Origin of the sequence: uncultured Eudoraea sp. (genome assembly GCF_947260015.1) — a bacterium.
Lineage (GTDB): Bacteria > Bacteroidota > Bacteroidia > Flavobacteriales > Flavobacteriaceae > Eudoraea.
In genome coordinates this window covers 1-13,798 of record NZ_CAMYOM010000040.1, presented here as the reverse complement: position 1 = coordinate 13,798, position 13,798 = coordinate 1, and the positions used below count along the sequence as shown (strand labels likewise).

The window sequence follows — 13,798 nt, the reverse complement described above, 5'->3', positions numbered from 1 at the left end:
TATTATTAAATCGTTATAAGAAATCTCTTTCTCATCTATTTCTTCTTCAACTTCAACTATTACTTTGTTCTCTTCTATCTTTTCAACAGTAGTTTCTTCTACCGCTGCAGGCGCTTCATCCCCACCGGTAAGCATCCCACCAAAACTTTGAAAACCTATTCCCATTAAACCGGTAATGATGAAAGTAATTCCAAGGCCTCTCAATGGTGCAGGAACATTGGAATACCTAATCTTTTCGCGTATAGCCGCGATTGCTAAAATGGCCAAAAACCATCCTATTCCCGAACTAACTCCGTAATTGAGGGCTAACCCCAATGTTTCAATCTCCCTCGATTGCATAAATAGGGATCCCCCCAAAATAGCACAGTTAACAGCAATTAAGGGTAAAAATATTCCCAGGGAATTGTATAATGCAGGTGAAAATTTTTCAACAACAATTTCTACCAATTGCACCATAGTTGCTATGGTAGCTATAAAAAGAATAAATGATAAAAAACTCAAATTATAATCCGCGTACTCCGGGCCTAACCACACCAGGGCGCCATCTCTCAGGAGATACTGATCCAATAGCCAGTTTAGTGGCACGGTAACTGCCAATACAAATATAACCGCAGCTCCCAATCCCACTGCAGTAGCTACTTTTTTAGATACAGCCAAATACGAGCACATCCCCAGGAACACGGCAAAAACCATGTTGTCTATAAAGATGGATTTAAAAAATAATTCAATATGTTCTAACATAATCCTCTCTTAAAAAGTAAATTAGTTTTCTTCTATAAGTGCCCTGTTTTTCGAGCGTTGTACCCAGATAATTATCCCCACAACAATTAATGCAGCCGGGGGAATAATCATAAATCCGTTGTTCTCATAGCCAGTAGCATATAATCCTGATTTAGCTACCGGATCACCAAAAACCTTAATTCCAAATAAAGTTCCTGAGCCCAATAACTCTCTGAAAAAGCCTACTACTATCAATATTATTCCATACCCAAGGGCATTTCCAATTCCATCTAAAAAAGCCTTCCAGGGACCATTACCCAAAGCAAAGGCTTCAAACCTGCCCATAATGATACAGTTTGTAATAATTAAACCAACAAAAACGGATAGTGTCTTACTCAATTCATAGGCAAAAGCCTTAAGAACCTGATCAACGATAATTACTAATGTCGCTACAACTATGAGCTGAACAATAATCCTGATCTTAGTAGGAATGATATTTCGCAACAGAGAAATAACGACATTTCCTACTCCTAATACAAAAAGAACAGAAATGGCCATAACTACAGAGGCTTGCAATTCTGCGGTAATAGCCAGTGCAGAACAAATACCAAGAACCTGGATTGTAATTGGATTGTTATCCGCAAGCGGATCTAAAATAAGGTTTGTGTCTTTCTTTGAAAGTAATGCCATTGCTAATTAACTCTAATAGTTTCTAAATAGTCCTTATATAAATTTACGCTCTCCCTAATCATTGCCGAAACCCCATTACCGGTTATGGTAGCTCCTGCAAGAGCATCTACCTCATTGTCGTCCTTTATGTTATTTTCCGGATCATTATTTCCCTTAGCCACAGCTATACCTTTCAGCTGATCATTGCTTAATATAGACTCCCCGATAAAGTCGTCCAAAAAATAACGCTGCTTTATGTTAGCACCAAGACCTGGTGTTTCTGCCTTATGATCAAAGTAAACCCCCTGGACCACCATATTTTCATTCAGTGCTATAAATCCCCAAATGGCATCCCACAGCCCTTTACCGTACATAGGTATGATATAATATTTATTTCCTTCTTTTTCTCCTATAAAAACCGGGAGCTCTGCAGACTCACCTTTTTTTATAGCAGTTATTTGCTTTTTAAGGTCAATAAGGTAGGCCTCATCATTATTTGTTATCTGATCTCCATTTATTACCAGTTGATCAGTGATATATTTTGAAAATTCGGTTTCTACTCTATCTGTAGGTACGAAATTAACACTGCCTTCATTCTTATTTTCGTTGACACCCATGGCATAGAGAATATTTTGCTGCTTTTCAAATCTCTCATTCTCCTCAATTTTGTCACTTAGAGCAGAGGCCAAATATGCCAGGACAGATCCAACAACAATAACCATTATAGCAGCAAAGACTATGGTGTAACTATTATTTTCTTTATTAAATGCCATAATTAAATCGTTTCTACTTTAAGTTCTTCGGCTTTTCCATCGGTGCTTTTAGGGAAAATAGTTGCTTGCTTCATGCGCTTCATCCTTCTTCTGATATTTCCCTTAATAACATAATGATCAATAGTAGGTGCAAATACATTCATCAATAGTATGGCAAGGAACACGCCCTCCGGGTAAGCAGGGTTAAATACACGTATCATTACCGAGATAAAACCTATTAGAAATCCGTAAATCCATTTGCCTTTGTTGGTTTGAGATCCTGTAACGGGGTCTGTGGCCATATAAACAATACCAAATGCCAGGCCACCTACCAGAAGGTGTTTCCAAAAATCAAAGCTCATCAATCCGTAAAAAGTACTTCTTTCACCAATCCAGCCCAAATCAACGATCCCATTAAAGATAAGGCCCATAACCAAGGAACCGGCTACCGCACTTACCATAATTCGCCAGCTTGCTATTTTGCTGAAAATCAGAAACAGACCGCCAAGTAATATTAAAAATGCAGAGGTCTCCCCTACTGAACCGGGAATAAATCCAAAAAACATATCAGATACTGAATAAGAAAATTCGCTGGTATTGTTCTGAGCGAGATATCCAAGAATAGTTTCACCTGAAATGGCATCTGCAGTACCTGCACGTTCAACAGCACCGTGGACCCAGACTTTATCTCCACTCATCCAGGTGGGGTATGCAAAAAACAAAAAAGCCCTTATGGTCAATGCAGGGTTCAAAATATTCATACCCGTGCCTCCAAACACTTCTTTGCCTATAATTACTCCAAACACAACAGCTACGGCCAACATCCATAGGGGCGTATCTACGGGTACAATCAATGGCACCAGCATCCCTGTTACGAGATAACCTTCTTCTACTTCATGACCTTTAATGACAGCAAAAATAAATTCAATTAGTAATCCTACACCGTATGAAACAATAACAAGAGGCATAACCAGCACAAATCCCAACCAAAAGTTATCCCAGGTCAGAAAATGTTCCATAACCGAAAAATTTTCCGGAAAACCATTTATTGCAGAATAATGTTGATATCCCGTATTAAAAAATGAAAACAACAGCACAGGGATCAGTGCCATAATCACCGTATTCATTGTGCGCTTTAAATCGTCTGCCGCTCTTATGTGAGCACCGGTGTGAGTTGTTTCATCAGGAGAAAACAAAAATGTATGAAAGGCATTGAAGGCTGGAGCCATCTTTTTACCCCTATACCTGTGTTTCAAAATATGCAATCTCTTCTTAAAGGTCAATCGTTTATTGCTCATTTTTATCCTATTTCTTTTTGTAATAAATCCAATCCTTCACGAATTATCTTTTGATGAGGTTGTTTGGAAATACAAATAAATTCAGTCAATGCAAAATCTTCAGGAATAACCTCGTATAATCCAAGTTGTTCCATTTCATCCAAATCTTTAACCATACATGCCTTTAATAGCTGAAGGGGATAAATGTCTAGAGGAAAGACTTCCTCATACATCCCTGTGACTACAAATGCCCTGTGTTCTCCATTTGTATTTGTATCTAAATCATATTTCTTTTTAGGCTGCAACCATGAAAATGTTAGCGCTCTGGTAGATGATATTTTATCAAATACTGGTTTGTTCCATCCAAAAAGATCGTAATCATCTCCTTCAGGGATTACACTTACCGTATTGTTATAAAAACCGAGAAATCCATCCGGACTCGTTTTTTTACCAGTTAGGACATCTCCGTTAATCACACGAAATTTCTCCTCTTTCACACCGCTGGCGTATAAAAAGGTGGCTATCTCCGCACCTATTTTTGTTGTAAAATACTTTGGAGACTTTACAGATGAACCGGCAAGTGCAATAGTACGCTGCGCATTAAATTTACCTGTTAATAGTAACTCACCAATTATAACAAGATCCTGAGGAGTAACAGTCCAAACTAGTTCACCTTTATTTATTGGATCTAATTTGTTTATTTGGGTACCCACCAATCCAGCCGGATGTGGTCCTGATACTTTATGTAATTCTATATCTTCGAGATTGGTAAAAGGAGAATTGGACGCCTTGCCAATTGAAACATGAACCTTACCAGGTGTAAGTTTAGACAGAGCGGTTAATGCCGCTTGAAGTTCTTTTTCCTTTCCGGTTAACGTATAATCCAAATCAGCAGCCAATGGAGCAGTAGCATATGCCGAAACAAAGATTGCCTTGGGAGTAGCCGCAGGATCCGCGACTACATCATAGGGGCGTTGCCTTATAAAAGGCCAGCAACCCGATTTAAGAAGGATAGACTTTATTTCTTCTGAAACGGCTCCTGGTCCTGGTGCGGAGTGTTCCATGTACTCCTGAGCCTTATCTGCAAGAATTTTAATAGTAAGTATTTTTCTACGCGCTCCTCTGGTAATTTCAATTAATTCTCCACTTACAGGAGAAACGAAAAGCATGTCCTGATTATCTTTACTGTAAAACAAGGGTTCTCCTGCCTTTACCTCTGCCCCTTCTTTGACCAACATCTTCGGCATTATTCCATGAAAATCCAGGAGATTAATGGCGTAAACATTACTTAGAACAGCTTTCGATGTATTTTGTTCTGCAACACCGATAAGATTAATGTTCAGTCCTTTCCTAATCCTAATGTCTTTAGACATAAATTGTTAACATTTAGTTTAACAAAATTTCGACCAAAAATAGTACTTATGACACTGTTTTCATAATTATTAACTATAATTTTAGGCATTATACCGATATGACTTTTTTCGGTATGCATTTTGTTTACCTTTACCCCAAATACAGGCTAAAAATGCGTTTAATTGTTAAACAATTATTTTTCTTTTTTCTTACCACACACTTGTATTCGCAGATTCAAGAAGAGGTAAATCCACCTGAAAATATAAAGACCATTATTTTTAAAGGCCCCACGGAAGATCAGTTCCCTATTATCAAATTAGGAGATCCGATTTATCTCGAGTTTGATGATTTGACTGCCAGTGAGCAAGACTATTATTATAAAATTGTTTATTGTGATTATGACTGGACACCTTCAGAACTATTAAAGTCGCAATATCTTAGAGGAGCAGATAACCAACGGATCATTAATTATACGAACAGTTATAACACACTTGAGGCCTATTCTAATTATCAATTGACAATTCCCAATAAAGTCGTTAGTCTTAAAGTCAGCGGTAATTATATGCTCGAAATTTATAATGCTTATAACGAACTTCAATTTTCAAGAAGATTCGTGGTTTATAGGGATTTAGCTCAAGTTGCTGCCACTACCAGAAATTCCAGAAATTTTGATTTACTAAATCAGAAGCAATCAGTACAATTTACAATTACTCCATTCAATCTTCAACTTGTCAATCCTATTAAGGAAGTGAAAATTGTCATTATTCAAAATTATCAATGGTCTAATGCCATCACAAATGTACCTCCCCAATTTACGTTGGGTAATTCACTTGCCTATAAATATGATGTTGAAACCAGCTTCTTTGGCGGTAATGAATTCCTGAATTTTGACACTAGTGATTTACGGGCACCTACTTCTTCAATTTCCCGAATTGACTATGATGATCTTTACCATCATTATCTTTTTACGAACGACTATAGATATGATAAAGCGTATACCTACTTTCCTGATATTAATGGTGATTTTGTAATTCGAACTTTACAAGGTGAAGATCCATCCAGGGAAGCAGAATATACAATGATTCATTTCAGTCTCCCCTATACCATGGATATTGGATTAAATGAGATTTACGTATATGGAAAATTCAACAATTATGCCCTTGAAGAACAGAATAAAATGATTTACAATTCCGAAACAGGAAATATGGAGGCCGCAATAAAATTCAAACAAGGGTTTTATAATTATAAATATGTACTTAAAAATGAAGATGGTGAAGTTGACCTCAATAAAGTTTGTGGCAACTTTAATTTCACAGAAAACAATTACTTAATACTGGTTTATTACAGAAATTTTGGTGATTTATACGATAGTATAATTGGAATAGGGACTACAAACTCTGAGAACATTACCAACTAAACACTTTTGTAAAGTATTGTTTTTTAACTATTTAGTGCGTGATAAAACAAAATTTTCCTGATATTAAAATCGAATTATTACAATAATTTTCATAACATTGGGTTTAATTCTATACACTTAAAACTTTGAGGATTGGGATAAATGATTCTTCGTAATAAAAATTCATATCCAGATATCTGTTTTGAGATTATTGAGCAGTTAAGAGAAAAACTTCCCAATTATCTTTCATATCATTCTATAGATCATATTATAGACGTTGCCAATGTATGTAACGACTATATTGAATATTACGACATCCCGGAAGAAATGGCTAAACTCTTGCGTATAGCAGCAATCTGCCATGATTATGGTTTTATAGAATCTACACTAGATCATGAAGAACGCGGAATTGTTGCTTTACAAGGATTGTTAACTCCAATTCTTAAAAGAGAGGAAGTAGAGACAATAAATGGAATGATAAGGGCCACTAAGGTGCCACAGGAACCAAAGACCTTTTATGAAGAAATTTTGGCGGATGCCGATTTAGATTACCTGGGAAGAAAAGACTATGATGAGATTAGTGCTAAACTATTCAAAGAATATTTGCACTTGGGGGTCGTTTCTAATAAAATTGGATGGTTAGACTTACAAATTTCGTTCTTGGAAAATCATAAATTTCATACTGATTTTGCTAAAAAAAATCGTAAGAAGTCAAAAACCAAAAAGCTAAAGGAACTCAAATCTCTTAGATTAGCGGGAAATTTCAAATGACATTAAATATTAACTTCAATAGTGTTTGAAGGATAATCTAAACAAACCATAACCCATGCAACCGGCCAAAGGGCTGGTATTTAAGGTTGTATAGGCAAGAAATTCATCAGAAAAAAACATACATACACCGATAATCTAATCTTAAGTTTTCATTATCACTTCCTATTATCTATCTTGGACACCTTAAGTATATTTATAGTTTTATTTTTATCACAGGCGAGTGGCTAAAAGCTTGGATTTTCTCCCTGGAAGTATAACGGTTAAAGAAGATTTATTCTTTGACATTATAGTTAAAACTATTGTTAAATAGAGGAGGCCTAATTCGTTTTTTTATATTTTAGCATTTATAACGGATAAGCTACTCTTAAAGAGAATTACCGTTATTTAATAGTATGAAAAAGATGATTACACAAGTAACAAAAGGCATAAAAATTTCGGTAAATACTAGTTTTGAAGGTACTTTCTTTAAAAACTATAAAATGCATTTTGCTTTTGGTTATACTATTACTATTGAAAACCAGAGTAAGGATTCTGTTCAGTTAACATCAAGACATTGGCAGATATATGATGCTTTAAATGATTTTGAAGTGTTAGACGGTGAAGGTGTTATAGGAAAAAAACCGGTTATCAGGCCGGGAGAATCTCACACATATAGTTCGGGATGTCTGCTTGCATCTCCTATCGGAGCTATGAAAGGCCATTATAATATGGTAAATTTCACCACCAATGAAAAATTCAGAGTTTATATTCCTTCTTTTAAATTTAGTGCGCCTTTTGCCCTAAATTAATGACTTCTTTTACCTTGTTTTAATTTTATAAACGTTATGGGTTTTAGTACCTTTGACCTTTATATTTAACTAACATAAAGTGATTATGGGTAAAGGTTTTTTTGAAGTTCCGATGGCTATTAATGAACCAATAAAGAGCTATGCTCCGGGTACTCCGGAAAGAGCTGAGGTTTTAAAGCAATATAAAGAATATTTCGAAGGAAGTTTAGAAGTTCCACTATTTATTGGAGGTGATGAAATAACGACAGCTTCTACCCGTACAATGTCACCTCCACATGATCACAAACATATTTTAGGTAAGTATTACCTTGCAGAAAAAAGTCACGTAAGCCTGGCTATAGAAAATGCTCTTAAATCCAGAGAAGCCTGGGCATCACTTTCATGGGAGCAAAGAGCCAGTATTTTCTTAAAAGCAGCAGATCTTATTGCCGGCCCTTACAGGGCAAAAATTAATGCGGCAACCATGTTGGCGCAGTCAAAAACGATACATCAGGCGGAAATTGATGCCGCCTGTGAGTTAATAGATTTTCTCAGGTTTAATGTGTCCTATATGTCTCAGATATATTCAGAACAACCAGAATCATCTGATGGGATATGGAATCGCGTAGAATACAGACCTCTGGAGGGATTTATTTATGCTATTACGCCGTTTAACTTTACAGCAATAGCAGGCAATCTTCCTGCAAGTGCTGCTATGATGGGCAATGTTGTAGTATGGAAACCCAGTGACAGCCAGATTTTTTCTGCCAAAGTAATAGTAGACGTTTTTAAAGAGGCCGGTCTGCCAGATGGAGTTATCAATGTGGTTTATGGTGATCCGGTAATGATAACAGAAACGGTTTTGGAAAGTGTCGACTTCTCAGGAATTCATTTTACAGGTAGCACTCATGTTTTTAAATCCTTATGGAAACAAATTGGGAATAATATTGACCGTTATAAAACGTATCCAAGAATTGTTGGTGAAACCGGGGGGAAAGACTTTATAATTGCGCATCCAACGGCAAAACCTCAACAGGTAGCTACGGCAATCACCCGAGGGGCATTTGAATTTCAGGGTCAAAAATGCAGTGCTGCTTCAAGGGTATATTTGCCGAAGTCTACTTCCGCTGAAATATTAGATTTAGTAAAGAGGGATGTAGAATCATTCAATCCTCCGGGATCTCCAGAAGATATGAGCAACTTTATAACTGCTGTTATACATGAAGGATCATTCGACAAATTAGCGTCATATATTGATCAGGCTAAAAAAGATAAGGATGCCAGTATTGTTGTTGGAGGTAATTTTGATAAATCCCAGGGTTATTTTATCGAACCTACGGTAATACTCACCACGAATCCTCATTATTCAACGATGGAAACTGAATTGTTTGGGCCTGTAGTTACAGTTTATGCCTATGAAGATAAGGACTGGTCCAAAACTCTGAAATTGGTAGATAGCACATCGGAATATGCCCTAACAGGTGCTGTTTTAGCAAAAGATCGATATGCCATTGATGAAGCCACAAAAGTACTACAAAACTGCGCAGGTAACTTCTATATAAACGACAAACCTACAGGTGCCGTAGTGGGGCAGCAACCTTTTGGTGGTGCCAGGGCCTCAGGGACAAATGACAAAGCAGGTTCTGCCCAAAATTTGCTCCGATGGGTTTCGCCGAGGCTTATTAAAGAGACTTTTGTAACTCCAGAGGATTATCGTTATCCGTTTCTGGGATAAATCTTATGAGCCCTAACACTTTATATTCGCTATTGGTAGAATGCCATTTTACCCTAAAATTTACGAGGCTAGGGTAAAATATTTTTTTAAAGTATTTTGAATTATAGTTTTTGTTTCATTTTTTAACATAATTTCACCGTTGGTTGGTTTATCTTATGGTGCTTTTTACCACTAACCAGGCGCGGCTATGAAAAATTTCCTATTCGTTTTACTAATTATTCCATCTATATATTCTTACTCTCAGGAGCAAAATATAAAATTGGCTTCTGATGTATTTCCGCCATTTACTGATATAGCCAGTGAAAAAGGCTTCGCACTCGAATTAGTAAAAGAGGCCCTGAACCGGGGCAATGTTCAAGTAGAACAGACTATTGCAGGATTTTCGGAGGTAATGGACGGGCTAAATACAGGAAAGTACGACGGAAGTGCGGCCTTATGGAAAACAGAAGACCGGGAAAATTACCTCCTCTATTCTGAGCCATATCTGGAAAACCGCTTGATTTTAGTCGGCAGAAAAGGAAGTGATGTTAGCGCTAAATCCCTAAATGAATTAAAGGGTAAAAGAATTGCAATTATATCGGGCTATGCCTATGGATCTACAGTTTATACCTCATTAGATGTTATAATTATTCCCGGTAAAAGTGATCAGGAAAATCTGGAGAAATTACTAACATTCGAGACAGATTATATGTTGGTAGATGAATTACTCATATCCTATTTATTAACTTATCAACTCAATGATATCAGCAGGTTTCTTGAAATTGGCAAAGAGGCTTTTATAATTCAGCCACTTCACCTTGCCATCTTAAAAAACAAGCCAAATGCACAAAAAATAATCGAAGATTTTAATTACAATATTAAGAATATGATGTCTGATGGCACTTATAATAAAATACTGGAATTAAACTGGATACAATCTGATATTGATGGCGATGGAGTTCATGAACTGGTTTTGCTTGGAGACAAAGCCGGAAGAGAAGCCCCTGCAAACTACTATAGATTGATGACTAAAACAGCGATGACGGAAAATTCTGAAAGATATTATATTAACGGAGAAATTTATGATGGATGGCAAGTTGTTCCGGCTAAGTATAAGACAGACATCATGAAAGCGGCCAAAATGAATACTAACTCCTCCTCCGGACTTAAGTTAAAATTTTAAACCCCAAACTTTTCAATTTCACCATTATGGATCGAATTCTTCAATCCTACAAATTCGATATCAGGTAAGTCTAAATTTTCATTTTACATTTAAAAATCAGCACTTTAACTTTCTAAAAAGTGCATTTATCAAAATATTTATGTAAATTTAACGTTAAGTAATTGTAAATTTATAATTATTAACCGTACTCTAAATCTTTGAAATGGAAAGAAATATTAATGTTAAAGCAAAAAAAAGCAGGTTAAAAAAATGCATGGAATATATCAAAACCTATGCTCAAAATTGTAGGTATTCCTTTAATATGATGCTGACACTTTAACTCTTGCCCTTATATTTCATTGGTAAATAGACCACTTTTTTGGTTTTAAAAAAGTCCTCCTCGAAGAATTCAGACATTTCAAACACTTGTACATTTCTATAGTCCTTCAACTCTTCGGATAAGTCCCCTCCCTTTAAGTAAAGGATTCCGTTTTTAAGTTCATGTACCGATTTTTTCTTGATACAACCCTGAACCCATCTAACAAAGGTGGGCATAGCCGCTACGGCCCTACTAACAATAAAATCATAATGATCATGCAGGTCCTCAACCCTACTGTGATAAGTCGTAATATTTTTTAGTTCAAGGCCGGAAACGACTTCATCTACTACTTTTATTTTTTTCCCAATTGCGTCTACCAATGTAAAATGGGAACCCGGAAAAAGTATCGCCAGGGGAATACCGGGGAAACCACCGCCAGTTCCAACATCCAATATAGAGGTGCCATTTTTAAACGACTGAATCTTGGCTATCCCTAAAGAATGAAGCACATGACGCAAATAAAGTTCGTCTATATCTTTTCTGGAAACTACATTTATTTTTATATTCCAGTCCTGATATAGATTTTCAAGTCGGAAAAATTGTTCTTTTTGAATTTCGGATAAATTGGGAAAATATTTGAATATTATATCAGCTTGCATCTGTACCTTTGCATTTTGCCAAAAATAATACATTCACTACTAACGGCATTTTTAATTATCGTGAAGGGAAGGTATTAAAAAGTCAGATATTACGTTATATTTACACAAATGATTTCTTCATATGGATTCAACAACAATTAAATTCTCTAGAAAAGATTCCGCACAGTTCTTTAAGACTTTGAATAAAAGAGTAAATAATTATTTTAAGGAAAATCAATTAAAGAAAACCGGAAATTGGCGTTTGTATTTCAAAACAGCCATTATGTTTGCTCTTTTTCTGGCTCCCTACTTCTTAATTTTGACTCTAAATTTGCCTAACTGGGCCAATCTATTATTAACAATTACAATGGGAGTTGGCATGGCCGGTGTAGGCATGAATGTCATGCACGATGGAAACCATGGATCCTACTCCACCAAAAAGTGGGTTAATAAACTGATGGGGAGCAGTATTTATATTCTGGCAGGAAACGTCTATAACTGGCAGGTGCAGCACAATGTTTTGCACCACACTTATACCAACATACACACACATGATGAAGATCTTGAGGCTGGAAGAATATTGCGTTTTTCCGAACACGCAAAATGGCACCGATTCCATAAATTTCAGCACTACTATTCTGTATTTTTATATGGTTTGTTAACCTTTAATTGGGCAATAACAACAGATTTTATGCAAATGTACCGCTATTCCAAACGCAAGTTATCGTATGGAAAGTTTCCAAATCCTTTTCTTAACTGGAGCGTTTTGGTGGCTACTAAAATGATTTATATAACAATATGGATAGTGTTGCCTATGCTGATTTTGGATATAGCATGGTGGAAAATCTTACTTGGCTTTTTTATTATGCATTATGTGGCAGGTGTAATTCTCAGCGTTGTTTTTCAATTGGCCCATGTTGTAGATGAGGCCGAAACACCTTTACCGGCAAAAGATGGTACTATGAAAAATACCTGGGCCATACATCAGTTGCTGACAACAGTTAACTTTGGAACAAAAAACAAGATTGTAAATTGGTTTACTGGAGGATTAAATCATCAGGTAGAGCATCATATCTTTCCAAATATCAGCCACATTCATTACACAAAAATATCCAAAATTGTTAAACAGACGGCAAAGGAATTTAATTTACCCTATAACGAGTATAAAACTACAAGAAAAGCTATAATTTCGCATTTCAAACACTTAAAGGAATTAGGCAAAAAGCCTACATTACAGTACCAGTAAATTTATCGTAATAATGAGCAAGCTTTTATCCGATAGAATAAAAAACATGTCTACTTCGGCTACCTTAGCTATGGCCGCAAAAGCTAGAGAATTAAGAACCCAGGGAAAGGATATTATTGGGTTGAGTTTGGGGGAACCAGATTTCAATATCCCAGATTTTATTAAAGAAGCAGCAAAAAAAGCAATTGATGAGAATTATAGCAGTTATTCACCGGTAGATGGATACGCAGATCTTAAGCAAGCTATTTCCAATAAGTTTAAAAGGGATAATGATCTGGACTATGGGCTAAGCCAAATAGTTGTGTCAACCGGAGCAAAACAATCGCTGGCCAATGTAGCAATGGTAACACTCAATAAAGGTGATGAAGTAATTTTGCCGGCCCCTTATTGGGTAAGCTACAGCGATATTGTAAAACTGGCGGAAGGAGTGCCGGTTGAAGTTCCAACCAGCATAGAATCAGATTTTAAAATGACCCCGGAACAATTGAAGGGGGCAATAACTTCAAGAACTAAAATGATTTGGTTTAGCTCTCCTTGTAATCCAAGTGGATCTGTTTATAGTGAAGAAGAATTGAAAGGAATTGCAGGAGTATTAAAAAATTATCCCGAAATCCTGGTTGTATCCGACGAGATATACGAGCATATTAATTTCAGGAGCAAGCATGCAAGTATTGCCAAGATGGATGGAATGTACGAGAGGACAATTACGGTAAATGGCGTATCGAAGGCCTTTGCCATGACGGGGTGGAGAATTGGTTATATAGGAGCACCAGAATGGATTGCTAAGGCTTGTACTAAATTTCAGGGACAAATTACAAGTGGCGCCAATGCTATAGCTCAACGGTCTACAATTGAAGCATTAAATGCACCTGTGAGCAAAATTCAATTCATGATTGATGAATTTCATAAAAGGCGAGATCTCTTGTTGGAGCTTTTAGGGGAAATAAATGGATTTAATTTAAATGTCCCGGAAGGTGCTTTTTATGTTTTTCCTGATATTTCAAGTTTCTTTGG

The 13,798-nt window shown here is 36.3% G+C and carries 13 protein-coding genes; 7 read left to right on the top strand and 6 right to left on the bottom strand.

The genetic code is table 11. From position 1 onward, the window contains the following. The 5 genes from nqrE to Q0X66_RS13755 form a co-directional block, all read right to left on the bottom strand. The coding region (nqrE, locus tag Q0X66_RS13775) for an NADH:ubiquinone reductase (Na(+)-transporting) subunit E (protein ID WP_297707357.1) at positions 1–741 on the bottom strand (741 nt) is incomplete at its 3' end. Positions 742–762: 21 nt separating this feature from the next. Beyond that, positions 763–1,410, bottom strand: coding sequence for an NADH:ubiquinone reductase (Na(+)-transporting) subunit D (locus Q0X66_RS13770; protein ID WP_297707355.1), 648 nt, complete (start codon positions 1,408–1,410; stop codon positions 763–765). Positions 1,411–1,412: 2 nt separating this feature from the next. Further along, the gene (locus Q0X66_RS13765; protein WP_297707353.1) at positions 1,413–2,162 is read right to left on the bottom strand and encodes a Na(+)-translocating NADH-quinone reductase subunit C; all 750 of its coding nucleotides are present in this window, start codon (positions 2,160–2,162) and stop codon (positions 1,413–1,415) included. A gap of 2 nt (positions 2,163–2,164) precedes the next feature. Beyond that, positions 2,165–3,439, bottom strand: coding sequence for an NADH:ubiquinone reductase (Na(+)-transporting) subunit B (locus Q0X66_RS13760; protein ID WP_297707351.1), 1,275 nt, complete (start codon positions 3,437–3,439; stop codon positions 2,165–2,167). Positions 3,440–3,441: 2 nt separating this feature from the next. After that, positions 3,442–4,791: a Na(+)-translocating NADH-quinone reductase subunit A gene (locus Q0X66_RS13755; RefSeq protein WP_297707349.1), complete on the bottom strand. Its 1,350-nt coding sequence runs from the start codon at positions 4,789–4,791 to the stop codon at positions 3,442–3,444. Between the two features lie 152 nt (positions 4,792–4,943). Here Q0X66_RS13755 and Q0X66_RS13750 point away from each other — a divergent pair, with 152 nt between their 5' ends. From Q0X66_RS13750 to Q0X66_RS13730, 5 genes are all read left to right on the top strand, one after another. Beyond that, positions 4,944–6,188, top strand: a complete 1,245-nt coding sequence (locus Q0X66_RS13750) for a DUF5103 domain-containing protein (RefSeq protein ID WP_297707347.1) — start codon at positions 4,944–4,946, stop codon at positions 6,186–6,188. Positions 6,189–6,329: 141 nt separating this feature from the next. Beyond that, a complete protein-coding gene (locus Q0X66_RS13745) occupies positions 6,330–6,938 on the top strand; it encodes an HD domain-containing protein (RefSeq protein ID WP_297707344.1) in 609 nt (202 codons plus the stop codon). 401 nt (positions 6,939–7,339) lie between these two features. Beyond that, entirely contained in the window at positions 7,340–7,726 is a 387-nt protein-coding gene (gene apaG / locus Q0X66_RS13740) for a Co2+/Mg2+ efflux protein ApaG (protein WP_026348611.1), read from the top strand. An 85-nt stretch (positions 7,727–7,811) separates the two neighbouring features. After that, positions 7,812–9,440, top strand: a complete 1,629-nt coding sequence (pruA, locus tag Q0X66_RS13735; RefSeq protein ID WP_297707342.1) for an L-glutamate gamma-semialdehyde dehydrogenase — start codon at positions 7,812–7,814, stop codon at positions 9,438–9,440. Between the two features lie 187 nt (positions 9,441–9,627). After that, positions 9,628–10,602, top strand: a complete 975-nt coding sequence (locus tag Q0X66_RS13730; RefSeq protein WP_297707339.1) for a transporter substrate-binding domain-containing protein — start codon at positions 9,628–9,630, stop codon at positions 10,600–10,602. Between the two features lie 315 nt (positions 10,603–10,917). On the opposite strand, the gene rsmG is transcribed toward Q0X66_RS13730, so the two are convergent. After that, positions 10,918–11,559 carry a 16S rRNA (guanine(527)-N(7))-methyltransferase RsmG gene (gene rsmG / locus Q0X66_RS13725; RefSeq protein WP_297707337.1) on the bottom strand — a complete coding sequence of 214 codons (642 nt, stop codon included), beginning with the start codon at positions 11,557–11,559 and terminating at the stop codon, positions 10,918–10,920. A 121-nt stretch (positions 11,560–11,680) separates the two neighbouring features. On the opposite strand from rsmG, the gene Q0X66_RS13720 reads away from it, so the two are divergent. Beyond that, entirely contained in the window at positions 11,681–12,784 is a 1,104-nt protein-coding gene (locus tag Q0X66_RS13720) for an acyl-CoA desaturase (protein WP_297707335.1), read from the top strand. A gap of 13 nt (positions 12,785–12,797) precedes the next feature. Beyond that, positions 12,798–13,798 (top strand): pyridoxal phosphate-dependent aminotransferase (locus Q0X66_RS13715; RefSeq protein ID WP_297707332.1); only part of this gene is annotated, 1,001 nt, incomplete at its 3' end.